This window comes from Acidisoma cellulosilyticum, assembly GCF_020621385.1.
GTDB classification, from domain to species: domain Bacteria; phylum Pseudomonadota; class Alphaproteobacteria; order Acetobacterales; family Acetobacteraceae; genus Acidisoma; species Acidisoma cellulosilyticum.
Genome location: NZ_JAESVA010000016.1, coordinates 56,538 through 73,176 on the forward strand (window position 1 = coordinate 56,538; position 16,639 = coordinate 73,176).

General features: G+C 60.7%; 14 protein-coding genes and 2 pseudogenes. 9 read left to right on the top strand and 7 right to left on the bottom strand.

The genetic code is table 11. The features are described from left to right. The first annotated feature begins 37 nt into the window (after positions 1 to 37). Together ACELLULO517_RS26270 and ACELLULO517_RS26275 are read left to right on the top strand one after the other, a co-directional pair. A complete protein-coding gene (locus ACELLULO517_RS26270; RefSeq protein ID WP_227310492.1) occupies positions 38 to 910 on the top strand; it encodes an acyl-CoA dehydrogenase family protein in 873 nt (290 codons plus the stop codon). A gap of 76 nt (positions 911 to 986) precedes the next feature. Next, the gene (locus ACELLULO517_RS26275) at positions 987 to 1,901 is read left to right on the top strand and encodes an SMP-30/gluconolactonase/LRE family protein (RefSeq protein ID WP_227310493.1); all 915 of its coding nucleotides are present in this window, start codon (positions 987 to 989) and stop codon (positions 1,899 to 1,901) included. 233 nt (positions 1,902 to 2,134) lie between these two features. Here the strand turns inward: ACELLULO517_RS26275 and ACELLULO517_RS28805 are convergent, their stop codons facing one another. Together ACELLULO517_RS28805 and ACELLULO517_RS28810 are read right to left on the bottom strand one after the other, a co-directional pair. Then, a complete protein-coding gene (locus tag ACELLULO517_RS28805) occupies positions 2,135 to 4,360 on the bottom strand; it encodes a Hint domain-containing protein (RefSeq protein ID WP_264481682.1) in 2,226 nt (741 codons plus the stop codon). A gap of 412 nt (positions 4,361 to 4,772) precedes the next feature. Next, complete coding sequence (locus tag ACELLULO517_RS28810) at positions 4,773 to 4,901, bottom strand: hypothetical protein (protein WP_264481683.1); 129 nt, start codon at positions 4,899 to 4,901, stop codon at positions 4,773 to 4,775. A 506-nt stretch (positions 4,902 to 5,407) separates the two neighbouring features. Here ACELLULO517_RS28810 and trhO point away from each other — a divergent pair. Continuing rightward, entirely contained in the window at positions 5,408 to 6,232 is an 825-nt protein-coding gene (gene trhO, locus ACELLULO517_RS26295; RefSeq protein ID WP_227310495.1) for an oxygen-dependent tRNA uridine(34) hydroxylase TrhO, read from the top strand. A 293-nt stretch (positions 6,233 to 6,525) separates the two neighbouring features. Next, positions 6,526 to 6,876: a helix-turn-helix domain-containing protein gene (locus tag ACELLULO517_RS26300; protein ID WP_227310497.1), complete on the top strand. Its 351-nt coding sequence runs from the start codon at positions 6,526 to 6,528 to the stop codon at positions 6,874 to 6,876. Here the strand turns inward: ACELLULO517_RS26300 and ACELLULO517_RS26305 are convergent. Next, positions 6,866 to 7,576 (bottom strand): annotated as a pseudogene (locus ACELLULO517_RS26305) (IS6 family transposase). The gene ACELLULO517_RS26300 and the pseudogene ACELLULO517_RS26305 overlap by 11 nt on opposite strands. Positions 7,577 to 8,029: 453 nt before the next feature. Between ACELLULO517_RS26305 and ACELLULO517_RS26310 the strand changes: the two are divergent. From ACELLULO517_RS26310 to ACELLULO517_RS26330, 5 genes and pseudogenes are all read left to right on the top strand, one after another. Further along, entirely contained in the window at positions 8,030 to 9,349 is a 1,320-nt protein-coding gene (locus ACELLULO517_RS26310) for a ribonuclease E inhibitor RraB (RefSeq protein ID WP_227310499.1), read from the top strand. Between the two features lie 214 nt (positions 9,350 to 9,563). Further along, positions 9,564 to 10,272: pseudogene (locus ACELLULO517_RS26315) on the top strand (IS6 family transposase). Between the two features lie 475 nt (positions 10,273 to 10,747). Then, a complete protein-coding gene (locus ACELLULO517_RS26320; protein WP_227310501.1) occupies positions 10,748 to 11,020 on the top strand; it encodes a hypothetical protein in 273 nt (90 codons plus the stop codon). A 1-nt stretch (position 11,021) separates the two neighbouring features. Continuing rightward, a complete protein-coding gene (gene otnK / locus ACELLULO517_RS26325) occupies positions 11,022 to 12,308 on the top strand; it encodes a 3-oxo-tetronate kinase (RefSeq protein ID WP_227310503.1) in 1,287 nt (428 codons plus the stop codon). Then, positions 12,305 to 12,955, top strand: coding sequence for a class II aldolase/adducin family protein (locus tag ACELLULO517_RS26330; RefSeq protein WP_227310505.1), 651 nt, complete (start codon positions 12,305 to 12,307; stop codon positions 12,953 to 12,955). Before otnK ends, ACELLULO517_RS26330 begins: the two co-directional genes overlap by 4 nt. A gap of 7 nt (positions 12,956 to 12,962) precedes the next feature. Here the strand turns inward: ACELLULO517_RS26330 and ACELLULO517_RS26335 are convergent, their stop codons facing one another. The 4 genes from ACELLULO517_RS26335 to ACELLULO517_RS26350 form a co-directional block, all read right to left on the bottom strand. Then, positions 12,963 to 13,811, bottom strand: coding sequence for an SMP-30/gluconolactonase/LRE family protein (locus ACELLULO517_RS26335; RefSeq protein ID WP_227310507.1), 849 nt, complete (start codon positions 13,809 to 13,811; stop codon positions 12,963 to 12,965). 26 nt (positions 13,812 to 13,837) lie between these two features. Further along, the gene (locus ACELLULO517_RS26340; RefSeq protein WP_227310508.1) at positions 13,838 to 14,971 is read right to left on the bottom strand and encodes an ABC transporter substrate-binding protein; all 1,134 of its coding nucleotides are present in this window, start codon (positions 14,969 to 14,971) and stop codon (positions 13,838 to 13,840) included. A gap of 168 nt (positions 14,972 to 15,139) precedes the next feature. Further along, complete coding sequence (locus ACELLULO517_RS26345; protein ID WP_227310510.1) at positions 15,140 to 15,877, bottom strand: ABC transporter ATP-binding protein; 738 nt, start codon at positions 15,875 to 15,877, stop codon at positions 15,140 to 15,142. Further along, on the bottom strand, positions 15,861 to 16,631 hold the full coding sequence (locus ACELLULO517_RS26350) for an ABC transporter ATP-binding protein (protein WP_227310512.1): 771 nt from the start codon (positions 16,629 to 16,631) through the stop codon (positions 15,861 to 15,863). The genes ACELLULO517_RS26345 and ACELLULO517_RS26350 overlap by 17 nt, the downstream gene beginning before the upstream one ends. Positions 16,632 to 16,639: the final 8 nt, after the last annotated feature.

Consider the following 16,639-nt stretch of genomic DNA (forward strand, 5'->3'; position numbering starts at 1 on the left):
AAAAACGCTGAATCACAGCGATAGCGCTGAACCGCCATTGCACTTCGCCTACAGCTCCGACCCGCGCGCCGTTGCGGCAACCGGTCTTGCATTCCCCTGCGGTCGAGCGAAGCCGGTCGTCGGGGGCTTTCGTTTGAGTGGCCGGTGGCCATTTGCCAGCGGCGTCGATGCGGCAACTTGGATGATTGTCGGGGCACAGATCGAGGGCACGCCGGACCGATTGATGCTGTTGGTGCCGAAGGACGACTACCAAAGCCTGGATAATTGGCGTGGCTTCGGATTGGCAGGGAGCGGCAGCCACGATGTCAAAATGCAGGAAGTCTTTGTTCCGGAGCATCGCACTGTGCGGCCTGAACAACTGGCTTCAGGGCGCGACGCTCCTGGGACACTCGTCCATGACAGCCCTGTCTATAGGCTTCCCGCGTATTCCGGGTTTGGTTTTGCGCTGGCTGCCGTTCCTCTCGGAGCAGCGCGGGCAGCCTTGGATCAATTCATTGCAGGTGCCCGTTTGCGGGCGACCACCTTCAGTGCCAGTCGTGTGGCGGAGCTGGCACCCGTGCAGTTACGTGTGGCCGAGGCATCGGCCAACATCTCCTTTGCCGAAATTGCCTATTGGACACATCTGCGCGAATTGGTGGCATTGACGAACAGCGGTGAAGAGGTCGGGCAGGATGCGAAGCTTCGCTGGAAACGCGATGTCGCTTTCGCGGTTGGCTTGAGCAAGCGCTGTCTTGAGACGCTTTTGACTGCGGGCGGCGGCGGGGCATTATCCACCAACAACCCGCTGCAGCGCTATTTTCGCGATGTTTTCGCGGCCGCGTCGCACATCGCCTTGACCTGGGACGTGCAGGCTTCGCTCTATGGGCGTCACGCCTTGACGATACCACTCGGCGATGACTTGCTCATTTAGGGCCTGATCGTCAGCGCGTCTCGTGCGTAAGGCGACGCACCCCGGACAAACCCACATTCAAGAACAAGAGGTAAGAATGTCCTACTCGATCGAATGCGTATTGGAATGCTCGAACCATCTCGGCGAAAGTCCCATCTGGGATGTCGAGGAAGGACGGCTCTACTGGGTCGATGGCACCGGCCGGCGCGTCGGCAAGCCTGCCATCTGGCGCTACGATCCGCGCAGCGGCAAGGTCCAAAATTGGGAACTTAACCGTGACGTCGGCGCCATGGTGCTGGGGCAAGACGGGCGTGCCGTCTTGGCGCTCGACGATGGCTTTTATTTCTTCGACTTCGAATCCGGCCAGATCGAACCGATCGGCCTGGTCGATGAAGATCAGCCGCGCACGCGCCTCAACGATGGCAAGTGCGATCGACAGGGTCGTTTCTTTGCCGGCGGCATGGATGACAAGGAGGAACTGAAGATTTGCGGCCTATGGCGGCTTGATGCCGACCTGTCGATCACCAAGGTCGATGGTGGAATTATTTGCTCCAACGGGCCCTGCTGGAGCCCGGATGACAAGACATTCTACTTCGCCGATACCTTCCAGGAAGAGATTTGGGCCTATGACTACGATATCGCCACTGGCCTACCCTCGGGTAGACGCCTTTTTGCGAGCACCCGCGACGATCTCGGCGTCGCAGATGGATCGACGGTCGATGCGGAAGGTTATCTTTGGAATGCCCAGTTGATATCCGGGGACCTCGTTCGCTATGCGCCGGATGGCAGCGTCGAGCGGCGTATCTCCATGCCGGTGAAGAATATCACCAGTGTCAATTTCGGCGGTCCCAATCTCGATGAGATCTATGTGACCTCGATGGCTCGGGTCAAGCATCCGGCCGTTCATGACCTCTTCGCGGTCGAGGCCAAACCGCAATTCGGCGCGGGCAATCTGTTCCGCATCAAAGGGCTTGGCATTCGTGGCTTGCCCGAGCCGCGCTTTGCGCTTTAGAAGACCCGGTCAGCAATGCATATGTCGTGTTGCTGAAACTCGATCTCTCAGCAGCAATTGTTCCGTTCCTACGGGAAAGAAAAACTGGGAATTCAACGCCCGTGGGCCGATGCAGACCGCCTGGCCAGCATGAGCGATCTGCCGATCAAAGAGGCCCGAGCGGCTATTTCATTGGCCGCTCGGCCGGCGCCCAGACGATCATCCGGGTCCTTTCGAACTCGGTCTCTGTCGGATCAGGCAGCCGACAGCCGTGCCTGAGCCGGCCGCACCTCAGCCGGCCGCACCTCTGCCAGCATGGAGGCCGCGAGCGCCGCGCGAGCAAGCTCGACCTCCATGCCGGTGACCCGCAGAGGGGCATAGGACAGGCCATCCGTCAGCAGAGCGATATCCCGCGCTTCGGAACCCCAGGCCGGATGCAGTTCGGTGACGGAATGGCCATAGGCGAAGGACGTCCGATCACCGGTATCGAGATAGCTTTCGCAAGCCAGCCCTTCCGCGAGCAGCACGTCATGAGCGTCCAGCTCGACATGGAAATAAGTGACGCTGTCGGCCGTTGTTTGCGCTATGGTTTTGCCGTTGATGAGGTGCTTCACCGGGATCAGCACGTCTTCGGTATAGAGCGCGTGATCGGGCGATAAAAAGAGATCGCGCGTCGGAACGCCGAGGCCGAAAGCGCCGGCTTGGACGCGTACAGGATAGACGGCGGCGGGGCGTCCGTGATGCGCGCAATCGACGTTGCGAGAGCCGAGCCATTTGACCGGCCTGAGCACGCCGGAGACGGTGACGATGAGATCGCCGATGGCCAGATCCTCGACAGCGATATCGCCCCTGGCCGTGCGGATGCCGGTGCCGGACGCGAAACAGGCGGGCGCGGTGAGATTGACCACATGCTGCGTCAGCGACTTGAGCGAACCGATGACATTGCCCGTTGAAGGGTCCAGTAGCTCGACGGTGAAGACTTCATCGCGCGGTGCGGCGGCATCGGCCGAGAGCTCGATGGAAAAAGCTTCATCCGCACTGGTGGCGTTGGAACTGAAGGTGAGGGTGCCGGAAGTCGGGCCCGTGAAGTCTTTGAGCAGCGGGCCATCGGCGCCGGTGAGAATTTTCCATTCGACCGTGCCTGTCTTCGGGCTGGCACCGCTCAACGACTGCGCGTCATAGGTGAAGGTAGTGGGCTTCGACCCGGAGATATTCACGGTCGAGGCTTGGCCGGACAGGTCCGTATTGAGGTCGAAAATACGGCCGTTGATGGTGAGCTTGCCGCTTTCGGTTCCGCCGTCGTTCAGAATATCCTTGGTGGCGGTGCCGGCGGCGCCTGTCACGCCGGTATGGCCTTCATTGCCGGCACTACCGGCGAGGCCGTTGCTGCCGAAGGGATCTCCGGATCCGCCGGTCCCGCCTGCGCCACCCGTTCCGGGGTCGGCCCCAAGACCGCCTTTGCCGCCCGAACCGGCCGTCGCGCTGTCATTCGCCAATACAGCGGCGCCCACGACCGTGACCTTGCCGGTATTGAGGATGCCGCCGACGGCCGATCCTCCGGCACCGCCGTCGCCGCCATTGCCGCCCGATCCGCCATTGCCACCGTCGCCACCGTTGCCGCCGGCACTGGGGTTTACCGGTGGCTGCTTCGGCGCACCGATGCCGATACTGAAGCCGCCGCCGCCACCGGCACCTCCCGCGGCACCGGCACCGCCCTTACCCCCGGCCCCGCCGGCCCCACCGGTGGCCTTGCCGGTGACGATGCTGTCCTCGAGCGTCAGATCGCCAGTGTTGATGATGCCCCCGACCGCTTCCGCGCCGTCGGTGCCGCTGCTGCCGGATCCGCCATCCCCGCCCGTGCCCCCGTTGGCGCCATTGCCGCCGTTCACAAATCCGCTCGGTGAGGCAAAACCGGTACCACCCGTGCCGCCGGCGCCGCCCTGGCCGCCAACAGCGCCCCCAGCACCGCCTGCACCCTTGCCGCCGCTGGCCGTGCCGGTGACCGTGGAGTTGATCAGGGTCAGCTTGCCATCGTTCTCAATGGCTGGCGTGCCGGCGAGCGCGGCAGCGCCATTGGCTGCAGTCGCATCACCACCGGGATCGCCGTCACCCCCCTTTGTACCCGGCTGCCCCGTTTGTGTGCCGGGTAACCCATCGGTTCCCACGCTGCCCTTGACCCCGGCCTGGGCATTCGCGGTCGCCGCCAGACCGGCGCTGGTGCTGACGACCCGCATATCGTTCATCGTCACGTTGCCGGTCAACTGGACGATGACTTCCCCATTGATGGTGACGCTTGCGTTATTATGAGCGTGGTCGCCGTCGATGGTGACGGCCTGGTCGATCACCAGCGGCGAGGTCAGAGAGATGCTGGTGACGCCCGATGCAAAAGCAATCGTGTCGCCGGGGGCCGCTGCGGCGAGCGCGGCACGAAGCGAGCCTGTGCCACTGTCACCCGAGTTTGTGACGGTAATGACGCTCATAGCCGGTCCTCCGAGGATTTTTTAGACATCGCATCGCAACGCATGGCAATCGGCACAGGTCTTTTGCGTTCCGACGCGGCAGGAACGCGTTTCGCCCGCTGCTTCGATATCAGAACGAGAATGCCATCTCAAAGTCAAATATGAAGTTGATCTCGTGAAAGAAGGGGAGCGAAAAAAAGCTGGTCAGACTGGTGTGCGGTCGGGAAGATCTCTCTTTAGGCGACATGGAGGGCAGCCATGGAATGGGTGCTCTTCCGGCCCAAGCCGGGCAATTAAAAGATGCTACATCTCGGATGCGCAGCAACCCAGGCGACCGCGATTCCGCGGATGCGTGAACCCGCAACCACTTCGGCCTGCACACCCCTGGGGACAACAAATTGACGTCGGTAAGGGCAGGGTAGAGGGATGGGCTCTATCCCGCCACAGGCACGCCGCGCTGCTCGGGGATCAGCGTCAGCAGCGCGACGAGAATAAGGATATAGAGGATGCTCAGCACCGCGATCGCGGTGCCGGGTGCGCGCTGCGCCCCAATCCATGTCATGACCACGGGTGCTAAGCCGGAAGCGCCACGCCCCAGATTGAACAGCACGATTAGCGGCGAGCCCCGCGCTGCGTTCGAACAGCGCCGCTTCATGCGAGGTGCGGCGGATGATCGCGGAGAGCAGCGCCGGCAGCAGAACCTACGTCAGCAGCGCCGCCGCCGGTGCGCCGCATTGCGAAGCTACAAGCAGCTTTGACAATGCCAAATATTCAGATCGAGAGCTTGTCAGTTCCGGCGCGGCGTGCGCCTTCGAGGCTTGCTTCGTTCATGCGCTCTCCATTCCACAGGGTTTGAAACTATCAGCCAGTGGACCGGGCCGCGAAGCAACCGCATTAGCTTGCGATCGTCGTCCTCCAGATAAATCGTCCACTTGCCTCGCCATGGAAAATAGCCGCAGCGTACGATGGCTAGAGCACGTTCAGGCAGTCTTACCAAGGTGCGCGGTCCATATCGGAGGGCTGAGGCTATCGTTTTCCGTTCATTCGGTTTGATATAAAAGCGAAGCCATGGATTACATCGTCAGCGCCTTCTACAAATTCTTTCCTCTGCCGGATTATGCCGGCCGTAGAACCGAACTGCTTCGGTTGCTCGAGTCCGAGGGCATTCGCGGCTCGATTATGTTGGCCGCTGAAGGGATCAACGGCACCGTATCCGGTGCCGAAAAGGCAATCGAACACTTGCACCGGGTGCTCGAAGCAATACCCGGCGCCAATCCCCTGTCGCGCAAGATTAGCCGGCACGAAGCCCAACCGTTCAGACGCGCCAAGGTGCGTCTGAAGAAGGAGCTGATCTCCCTGGGAGAAATCGCCGAGCCAGCAAGACGGGTCGGCCGCTATGTAAGCCCCGCCGAATGGAACGTCCTGATCGCCCGAGATGACGTCATCACGATCGACGCGCGCAATCATTACGAAACGCACGTCGGCAAGTTCGAGCATGCGGTCGATCCCGGAACCCGGAATTTTCGCCAGCTTCCCACCTTCAGCCGTCAGATGCTCGATCCGGTCCGCACGCCCCGCGTCGCCACCTATTGCACTGGCGGCATCCGCTGCGAAAAATACACCGCTTGGCTGCTCGACCAGGGGTTCGAGGAGGTCTACCATCTAGAAGGTGGCATCCTGAACTACATGGCGCAAATGCCGGAGAAGGAAAGCCTGTTCGAAGGCGCCTGCTATGTATTCGACGAGCGGGTCGCCGTGCGCTCCGGTCCGCACGGACTCGCCGCCGATCTTTCGATCACCGCCTGCACTGCCTGCGGCTCTGCACTGACGGAGCGGGACCGCGCGCATCCCACTTACCGCGCCGGCTGTCATTGCGCGCATTGCGATGGTTAACTCTCGCCGAACGCGTGAAGCGATGCCACCCACCCAGCCATCCATTATAAGCGTCGCATCCTGCGGCCCAAGACCTGTACGCGGATAGCTCTGTTGGTAGAGCAAGGGACTAAAAATCCGAAACTGATGTTTCGCTCTATTCACGAATCCCGAGCCTGAGTCACTTTTTTAATTTAACATAAAAAATATTCTGCGATTTTGAATTGCTAGCGCCTGGTAGAAATGTCCCCATCGCGCCGGATAAAAATGTCCTTCTTCCCCATGGCTTTGGTCCGGTTCGATTGGGGGTTGGCATGGGTTTGGTGCTGATGAACGAGCGCGACCTGCATCGTGTTGGGGTTCTGGCTGAGATCCTGTCTGGCGATCGGACAGTCGCCTCTGGGGCAGCCTTGCTGGGGCTGACGGCACGGCATGTGCGACGACTTGTGGCGCGCTATGCGCAGTCTGGTGCGGTGGGCCTGGTGCATGGGCACCGCGGCCATCCATTCAATCGACGTCGGCCGATTGCCGAGCGTGACGGCGTTTTGGCGCTCGTGCAGGCGCATTACGGCGGCTATGGGCCCACATTGGCCTTTGAGGGGTGCTGTCAAGTTGTTGGAGCGCGTATGCGTTTGGGCATGAATGGTTGCCAAGTCACGGCGTGATTGCGATGCGGGCGACATCCCGCCAGACACGGAAAGCCGCGTCACGAAAGGAGCGATAATCGTCTGCGGGAATGAGATGGCGGCGAAGTTGGAAGTGGCTATGCATACGGCTATGAGCGGAGAGGAAGCGTTGGGCTTGCCGTGTCGATTTGAAACGCTGCATCTGCCGCTCTCGCCGCCGGGTCGGTTGATGCGAAACCTCTATTCGGTTGTTCAGATAACGGCTTTTCCGGTGTTCGACCTTCGGTAGGATGTCTCGTTTGGCCGCCGCTTAGCTTTTCAGCTTGTCCGTGACGATCACCCGAGGCGCTTCAGTTCCGCCGCTGAGCAGCTTTCGGAAAAACCTCTTTGCCGCATTCGTATCGCGGCGTTTTTGCACCAGAATGTCCAGCACTACCCCGTCCTGATCGATAGCCCGCCAGAGATAATGGATCTTGCCACGGATGCGGATAAACACCTCATCGAGATGCCATTTATCCCCGGGTTTGGGGCGACGGCGCTTGAGGGCGGCAGCGTATTGCCGGCCAAAACGGATGCCCCAGTCCCGGATGCTTTCATAGCTGACGGTCACGCCCCGGGCCGCTAGAATCAGTTCGACATCCCGCAGGCTAAGGCAGAAACAGTGATACAGCCAGACCGCATGGGCGATGATCTCCGGCGGAAAACGGAAGCCTCGGTAGAGGTTCAGGAATCGTCTCATGCTCAGAGCTTGCCAGCGCCTCCCCACCCAGGCAACCTGACAGCACCCATAGACTACCAATGCCGATGCAAAAGGAGCGGAATTCCCGGCATCCTCAAACGCCAGCCGCCCGCGGTGAAACATCACATGCCCATCGTCGGCAACATGGTCATGCCACCATGCGGTATCTGTTCTGGCAGGAATCAACGCGAAAATGGGGCCGCCGTTCTCCTCGGCCTGCTCTCTGCATTTGGCGGTCCATTGACCGATGAGAGTGAGGGCGGCTCTGATGGCGGGAGTGCTGTGTGTGGCGGCGGCGGCCAAAGTGTTATGGGCGGCCTGCGCGGGAGTGTGGCGGCTAGAGATGGTGGAGGCGAACTATAAGTATAGATGCGTTGGATGGGAATTGAGGTGCCTGAACAAATCGTTGGGATCCTAGTCTGAAATCAAGTTGAGTGGTATACGGCGGTTAGCTTGACCACCGAGCATGTCGCGCAACTAGGTAAATCGCCAAAGCGGAGGAAAAGCGTGCTTAGAAATGGCATCTTTGCGCAAGCAGTTAGAAACCAGATGGCACGGCAGGCGGGCGCGCGCAAGCGTGCGGAGGAAAAGGAGCGCGAGGAGCGCGAAGCCGAATTCGCTGCGAAGCCCCTGGTTGAACGTAACGCAATTAAACTAACGGACCTGGAACTCGAATGGTCCGTGCTCGGCCCGCTGCGCATGATTACCTTTTCGGTTTGCCTCGGTCCAGATGGAGACGTGGCGCGAGCTTTCGCAGATGATGTAGAGACGCTAGGCTTTAAATCCCAGTTATCCTTCGATACAGACGAAAAACAATGGTCACTCAATGCAACCCGCGCCATGGAGCCGACCGCAGCGAACGTCACGCATTGGGAAGAATGGTTCAACGCGCGGGTAGAGAAATGCCAATACTCCTCGGAATCAGAGGATTTGGTGAGTTTCGAAGGCTGGCGCTATCCGAAAAGAGTGGCGCCAACGTTTTCGCTGGAAGGAGGCCGCTGGAGAGATGCGAGCGAGCGTGAGCGTGGGCGGATATTGTTTGGGCAGACCCTCGGTTATGATCCGGTCTCTCTCAAGCGTCAATTTGATTATTATCGATCGACACCAATGGCACCACCTTTTCGGCTCGTACCTTCGCAGTTCCTGAGCAAGGCTCGCGCGCAAAGGCCGCACAATGCGGAACCCACAGCTTCCAAATTCGCGCAATGGCTCTATTCGCTTTATGCTGACGCCTACGGAAGCCCGCATGATCGGGACGAAGGTAAGAAAGCGCAAGATGCAATTCTTGCCGCCCGTCGCGGCGCCTATGCCTGTGTCGATGCCGATGTCTTATTGGCCTCGTTCCCGGAATGGCAGTTAGTGCACAACGGCATGCAGATGGCGCAGAGCGCGATACCGGATTATTTCAAGATCGACGACCTGAAGGTCTTCGGAGAAGCGCTGCGCGTGCTGCCGGACCTTATCTATCGCAACCAGAGGACGGGCGAAATCATCATCGTCGAGATCAAGCATTCGCGTATGGCGATTCCATCTAATCTCTGGCCCAATATATGGGGGCAACTCTGGTGCTATGCGCAGCTTGAGCAAGTTCGAGAATCACCAAGCGTGACGATAATCGGCGAAGTGTGGGGGGATGCCTGGGCGTATTTCAAGTGGCGGCGGAGCACGAGCCATCTCGTCTGCCTGCGCGCGAGCGTGCGACGAGATTCACGTGCACCAGCGTATGATCGCTTCTTCCGCACGCTGTTCGACATCTACCGTGGCGTTGAATGAGTTGACCAACGAAATGCTGGCTGGGCTCGGCTCTAGGCGGCTCGGCAGATGGCGTGTCCGAATCCAGCAACAAAATTTATGCGGCGGTCAGCAGCACATTATCGAAAGCAATGGTCCCAGCAAGCAAGGCTATGTTGATACCGGGGCAACACTGGTTCTCCCGCAGAGGTGCTGTCAGGTTGCCTGGGTGGGGAGGCGCTGGCAAGCTCTGAGCATGAGACGATCCCTGAACCTCTACCGAGGCTTCCGTTTTCCGCCGGAGATCATCGCCCATGCGGTCTGGCTGTATCACTGTTTCAGCCTTAGCCTACGGGATGTCGAACTGATCTTGGCCGCCCGGGGCGTGACCGTCAGCCATGAGAGTATTCGGGACTGGGGCATCCGTTTTGGCCGGCAATACGCGGCCGCCCTCAAGCGCCGTCGTCCAAAACCCGGTGATAAATGGCACCTCGATGAGGTATTTATCCGGATCCGTGGCAAGATCCATTATCTCTGGCGGGCTGTCGATCAGAACGGGGTTGTTTGACATCCTGGTGCAAAAACACTGTGACACGAGTGCCGCCAAACGTTTCTTCCGGAAGCTGCTCAGCGGCGGAGCTGAAGCGCCTCGCGTGATCGTCATAGACAAGCTGAAAAGCTACGCGGCGGCCAAACGAGACATCCTACCGAAGGTCGAACACCGGCAAAGCCGTTATCTGAGCAATCGAATAGAGGTTTCGCATCAACCGACCCAGCGACGAGAGCGGCAGATGCAGCGGTTCAAATCGATACGGCAAGCCCAACGCTTCCTCTCCGCTCATAGCCGCATGCACAGCCACTTCCAGCTCCGCCGCCATCTCATTCCCGCAGCCGATTATCGCTCCTTTCGTGACGCGGCTTTCCGTGTCTGGCGGGATGTCGCCCGCATCGCAATCACGCCGTGACTTGGCAACCGTCATGCCCAAACGCACTCGCATTTCAACAACCTGACAGCACCGTCGCGGGCGGCGAATCGGGCCTTGCGGGAAAGACCGACTACCGGCGGGCGGATGGCCCGTTCGAGGAGCCTTCGCAATATGCAGTGATGAGCCTACCGCCCATAACGCTGCGTATTTCCTCCCCGGGTGGGGGTGGCTACGGAGCACCGATGCGAAGAGATCCGGCGCAGGTTCTGCGCGACGTCGAGGACGAACTCGTCAGTGTAGTTGCCGCTCGCAACTTATATGGTGTGAGGATAGACGAGGAGTCGATGACGATCGACGCAGAAGCGACGAAGGCGCTTCGCTCACAACAGATGGACGAGCACAGCCTCTCTATGTAGAGCATTGTCACGTTCACTGGCGGTCCGTAGTGGTTTGGACCAGGATAGCAGCATAAGGTGAGTTGCCCGAACATCAGTCAGCGGTAAGAAACAGGCCGGTGACGAAGACGGTCTGCCTTTTCATATCCGACCCCCGATGGTTCGAACTGCCCTTGCTCAGCTCCACCATTCGACGTGACAATGCCGGTTCTGCAGCTGGACGTTCACCTGGGGTATCGTCCGTGGTATCTTGCTACAACCGCGAAAAGGTGACAAAAAGCAACGAGCCAAGGCAGGGAGGACAGATGGGCAATATCGATCTTGAAACCCTCGGCTTCGTCGATCGAGGCGGAACCTTGTCCGATCAGGTCTATCTGACTGATGCCGCTTGAGATGACTGCGCGGCCACCAAGTTCCGTGATCCTCGGCGCCATCGGGGATGATTTCACAGGTGCGGTCGAACTGGCAGGCATGCTGACGGCGGGCGGCGCACGCACGCTGCTCGTCACCAGCGTCGCCGATATCCCTTCCCAGCTCGTGGCGATCGATGCAGTGGTGATGGCCTTGCGGTCCAGAGTGGCTCCGGCATCGGAAGCGCTGCATGAGATCGGACGGGCTGCGGCAGCGTTCCAGGCGCTGGATGTGCGACAGATCTTCTTCAAATACTGCGCAACCTTCGACAGCACTGATGACGGCAATATCGGAAACTGCGCCGAGTTGCTCATGGCCCATACGGATGCCCGGTCTGTCCTCTTCTGTCCGAGCTTTCCGGAAGCGGGGCGCACCGTCTATCAGGGTCACCACTTCGTCGGCGACCAGCTTCTCGAGAACTCACCCAAGCGTCTCGATCCGCTGACTCCCATGACGCGGTCCGACCTGATGGCCGTTCTGGCACCGCAGACCGCGAAGACGGTCGGGCTCCTTCCCTGGGCCACGGTTCAAGCTGGGGAGGCGGCCGTTCGCGCCTATGCAGCGGCGCGCGCAGCCGCGGGAGTTCCTTTCCTCATCGTCGACGCCCTCAACGAAAACGATCTTCGTGCCATTGCCGCCGCAACCTGGGACTGGCCGCTGATGACAGGCGGATCGAGTGTAGCCGCTTATTTTCCGGCCCAATGGCGGGCCAACGGCCTCGTCGCCGACAACCCCGCGCCGCGACCCGAACGCATCCGCGGAGCTGCTGCCGTTCTAGCTGGCAGCTGCGCGGACCGCACGCGCGAACAGATCGATGCTTTCGCGCAAAACCATCCGATGCTGACGCTCGACCTCAAGGCGGATGAAGACGCAACGATTGCGGCCGCACTATCATGGGCGCACAGAATCGGACCATCCGTCCCGATCTGCATCGCAAGCTCTTCCGGTCCTGAGGCCGTTGCCGAGGTGCAGGCTCGCTTCGGCGTGATCGCAGCCGGCCGGCGGGCGGAGCGGCTGCTCGGTAAGATCGCCATCGGTCTTGTCGATCTGGGCGTGCGGCGCTTCCTAGTGGCGGGCGGAGAGACATCTGGCGCCGTCATCCAGGCGCTCGGCATCAGCCAACTGCGCGTGGCCCCTTATGCTGGCCTCGGCGTCGGCCGCTGCATGGCGGATCATCCCAGCCGTCTGTCCTTCTGCCTGAAGTCGGGTAAGCTCGGAGATATCGACATGTTTGCGCGTGTTCTGACGGAGATGGGAGACGAGGCTTGAGCCTTTCAATCGGTGATGTTGCCTGGACATACCGGGAGATGGGCCGCCTTGGCCTTAACTTCGGCAGCGCGGGCAACGTCAGCCGCCGTCACGGCGCTAGAATGCTCATAACGCCGTCCGGCGCCACGACGGACGGGATACTTGATGCTGCTGTCGTCGAGATGACATTTCAGGGTGAGGTGACTCGCGGGGATGTGCCGTCCAGCGAATGGGCCATGCATGCGGCGATTTACGAGGCCTATCCGCAGGCTGGCGCGATCATCCATAGCCACGCCGATGCGTGTACGGCGCTCGCTTGCCTGCGTGAGCCTCTGCCGCCCTTCCACTACATGGTAGCGGGCTTCGGTGGAGACGATGTCCGCTGCACACCCTATACGACATTCGGCACCAAGGCGCTTGCCGACCTCGCCGTCGAGGCACTGCGGGACCGCACGGCGTGCCTGCTCGGCAACCATGGCATGACCTGTCATGGCCGCGATCTCAAAGCCGCGCTCTCGGCAGCGGTCCGGCTGGAAACCCTCGCGCGGCAATACATGCTCGCCCGCAGCGTCAAGACGCCACAGTTGCTGAATCCGGACGAACTTCTTGCAGCGCGTGAACGCTACCGCAGCTATGGCCAGTCTGCCGCACAAGAAAGCGCCGCCTGAAAAGCAATCAGATGTCGATCGTGATGAGCTGGCCGGGCAGGCCGAGGGTCACCCATAAGCGTCGATCCTGAACACAGCAATTCGTCGGGGTACTGCCCGTCCCGAGATCCATCATCGCCGTGATCCGCGCGACAGGATCCAGCTCGGCGACGCGGTCGCCATTGCTGCCCGTGACGAACAAGCGGTCACCGTCAAAGATCATGCCGTCCGGCGCGAAGGCATCATCGAAGCGGCACCATTCCTCCGGCGGTCCCACGGCATCCCCTAGCCAGGGGAAACGGACAATCCGATGCTCTTTCGATATGCCGACAAGCAAGGATCCGTCGGGATGAAAGGTCAAGCCATTCGGAAACCCCGTCATGCCCGCCAGCCGGGTCACCACGCCATCCGGTCGCGCGAGTAGAAGCTGGCCGCCATTGTAGCCGGACGCGGTCCTCGGCTCGCTCAGCACCTCCCAATTCTGCGGATCGGTGAAGATGATGTCACCCTCTGCGGTGAAGATGAGGTCGTTCGGACGGTTGGGCGTTTCCCCGGGGAGATCGACCGCGAAATCCGTCCACGCGCCATCCAGGGTGACCCGCTGCAGGCGGCCATTGATCGGAGGATCCGACCAATGAATCGCCTTCGCGGCTTCGGGAGAGATGCCACCGTTGTTGCATATCCACAACGCACCATCCGGCCCCAGACGCATGCCGTTCGGCCCACCGGGAAGCGTACAGAGCGTCCGACATACCCCATCGCGGTAGATGCGAATCTTGGCATGCAGGAGATCCACGAAGGCGATCGAGCCATCCGGAAGCACCACCGGGCCTTCCGGAAATCCCAAATTCTCGACGTGGACCTCGTGTTTCGTCATGCCCTCTCCTGGCGCGCCACGCTTGGCTACTTCGGCTCCATACGATAGAGCACGCTGGTCGGGATAGGGTCGGCCGCCGGCCATTGCTCCATCACATGGTCTTTCCCATCCCGGACATCCTCGACCAGCATAGGCGCTGTCGCCTGGATATGCAGCTTGGGAGTGAATGAGCGCGCGCCGAGCGCCGTCGGCTCGTCCCTGAAGGAGTTCATCGCCGCCGTCACTGCCTTCGAATCCACTGAACCGACCTGAGTGACAGCCTTCGCCCAGAGTTGTAGCCAGGAATAAATCGGATAGGCCGCATTCGAAGCGGGCGGTACTCCATACTTCGCCTTGAAGTCCGCCGTCATTGCCTGCACGGCGGGCCTCGGATCAGCGACGGCGGCGATGGCCGCGAAGTAGAAATCGCTCAACCCCGGAACCGCGGCAAGCCAATAGGTGCCATCCATCGAACTGCCGTTCATGATCGGTAACGTGATCCCGGCATCCCTGAGCTGCCGCACGACACCGGTGCCGCCCGGAGTGTGTGTGCAAAGCATCACGGAGTCGACGCCCTGTTCCTTGATCGCCCGATCCAGGCGCGTGATCTGAGATGCGATGGAGGGGTCGGCATTCTTGAAGGTGTCACGGCCAACGATCTGGCCGCCATTCTTCGGAAATGCCCAATCGAAACCGGCACAGACCGACTTGTCGTATTCGGCGGAATCATCGAGCAGCACGTAGGACTTTCGATACTTCTGCTTCTGATAGCCCCAGTTCGCCATCGTCGCGCCCTCAACCTGCGCCGCGATCGAGGAGGTGAACGAAAGCGAGCCCACGCCCAGGACACCGGCTTTCGGATCCTCGGCGCATAAAAAGACTGACATCGTCTTCGCACGCTGAGCCTGGAGGGCGGCAGGTGCGCCATAGTCATAGTCGCAGGTGACGACGACAAGCGACGCACCCTTGTGCAGGACGGCCAAACCCGCCCTTGCGCCCTCGACCCGATCTGACTTTGTATCGACAACGACCGCACGAAGCTGTCGCCCGAGAAGGCCGCCCTTTGCGTTCGTCTGGTCGATAAACAGCTGCGCCATCTTCGCACCATCGGAGTCATAGGCCGCGACCGGCCCGCTTAAAGCCACCGCCATGCCAATGACGATATCATTGTTCGCCGCCAAGCTTGCGCCTGATTGGAACCCGCAGATCATCGTGGCTGCCGCGAGGGAAAGACCCCTCCAACTGTTCAGCATAAATTTTCCCTAATCGGTTCCAGAAACTCTCGAGCCCCGCGCCCGCGCGACATTGACAATACAAGTTATGATATGATGATTAGGCTTTAGCAAACGCTAGATTTGAGCAAGGCCGCCGAAGTAGATCTCCCGGGTGAGCTTATTGGCCCGTAATTCTGCGCCCGTTCCCGATAACACGACCCTCGCGCGCTGCATGACGTAGCCGCGGTCCGCAATCCGCAAGGCCGCCTCGGCATCCTGCTCAACTAAGATGATCGAGAGTCCCGAAGTATCCCTCAGCGACACCAGCGTGCGGAAGATCTGACGGATCACTAGCGGGGCGAGGCCCAATGAGGGTTCGTCGAGCAGGAGGCAGGTCGGTCGCGACATCAGGCCTCGGCCGACGGCCACCATCTGCTGCTGACCGCCCGACAAGGTTCCGGCCAGCTGAGTTTTCCGACGCAGCAGATCGGGAAACAGCGCGTAGACTTTCGCGAGTTCGCTGTCTATCTCACCGCGATGGGCTTTTCGCCGCCAGTGGAAAGCGCCGAGCCTAAGATTCTCGTCGACCGTCAGATCGGCGAAGAGATGCCGGCCCTCGGGAACAAGCGTGATGCCCTGGCGGATCAGGTGATGCGATCCGAGACGCGTCACATCCCTGCCCGCGAACGTGATCGTTCCTGCCACCGGCTGCAGCAATCCCGCAAGCGTACGCATCAGGGTCGTCTTGCCCACACCGTTTGCGCCGACGATGGCAACGATCTCTCCGCCGTCCATCTTCACGGATACATTGTCGAGCGCGACGACAGGACCGTATCGCACCTGGAGATCGGAGGCCTCAAGCATCGTCATCATCCGGCACGCCGAGATAGGCGGCGATCACGTCCTGATCACGACGGATCTCGTCAGGCGATCCTTCGGCAATCTTGCGGCCGAAATCCAGCACCGCGATGCGATCGCTGACGCCCATCACCAGGGTCATGGCATGCTCGACCAACAGGATCGTCACGCCGGTCTCGCGGATGCGGCGAATGAGGACGCCCAGCGCCTCGGTCTCGGCATCATTGAGCCCGGCCGCCGGTTCGTCGAGGAGCAGCAGTTTGGGCTGCATGGCGAGCGCACGGGCGAGTTCGATCAGCCGCTGCTGGCCGTAGGCGAGTTCGCCGGCCTCGCGGGACGCGAGTTTCGCCAGTCCCACAAGCGTCAGCGCCTCCGTCGCCAGCTGCCGTATGGCCAGTTCCTCGCGCCGCTGCCTGGGCAGTCGCAGGACCGCGCCCATCATGCCGCTCCGCCCCCGCAAATGGGCGCCGGCCATCACATTCTCGATGACCGTCTCACCGGGCATCAGCTGAACGTGCTGGAAAGTTCGGGCGATCGACAACCCGGCCCGGCGATCGGGGCTGAGCTTGTCAAGCCGCTTGCCCCCGAAGCGCACCTCGCCGCTATCGGGCCGCAGCATTCCCGATATCATGTTAAAGGTCGTGGTCTTGCCGGCACCATTCGGTCCGATCAACCCGAAGATCGTACCTTCGCTCACGTCGAAGGTCACGCCATCCAAGGCCTGTACGCCACCAAAGCTCTTCGAGATGGCATCGATTGAGAGAATCATCCATGAAC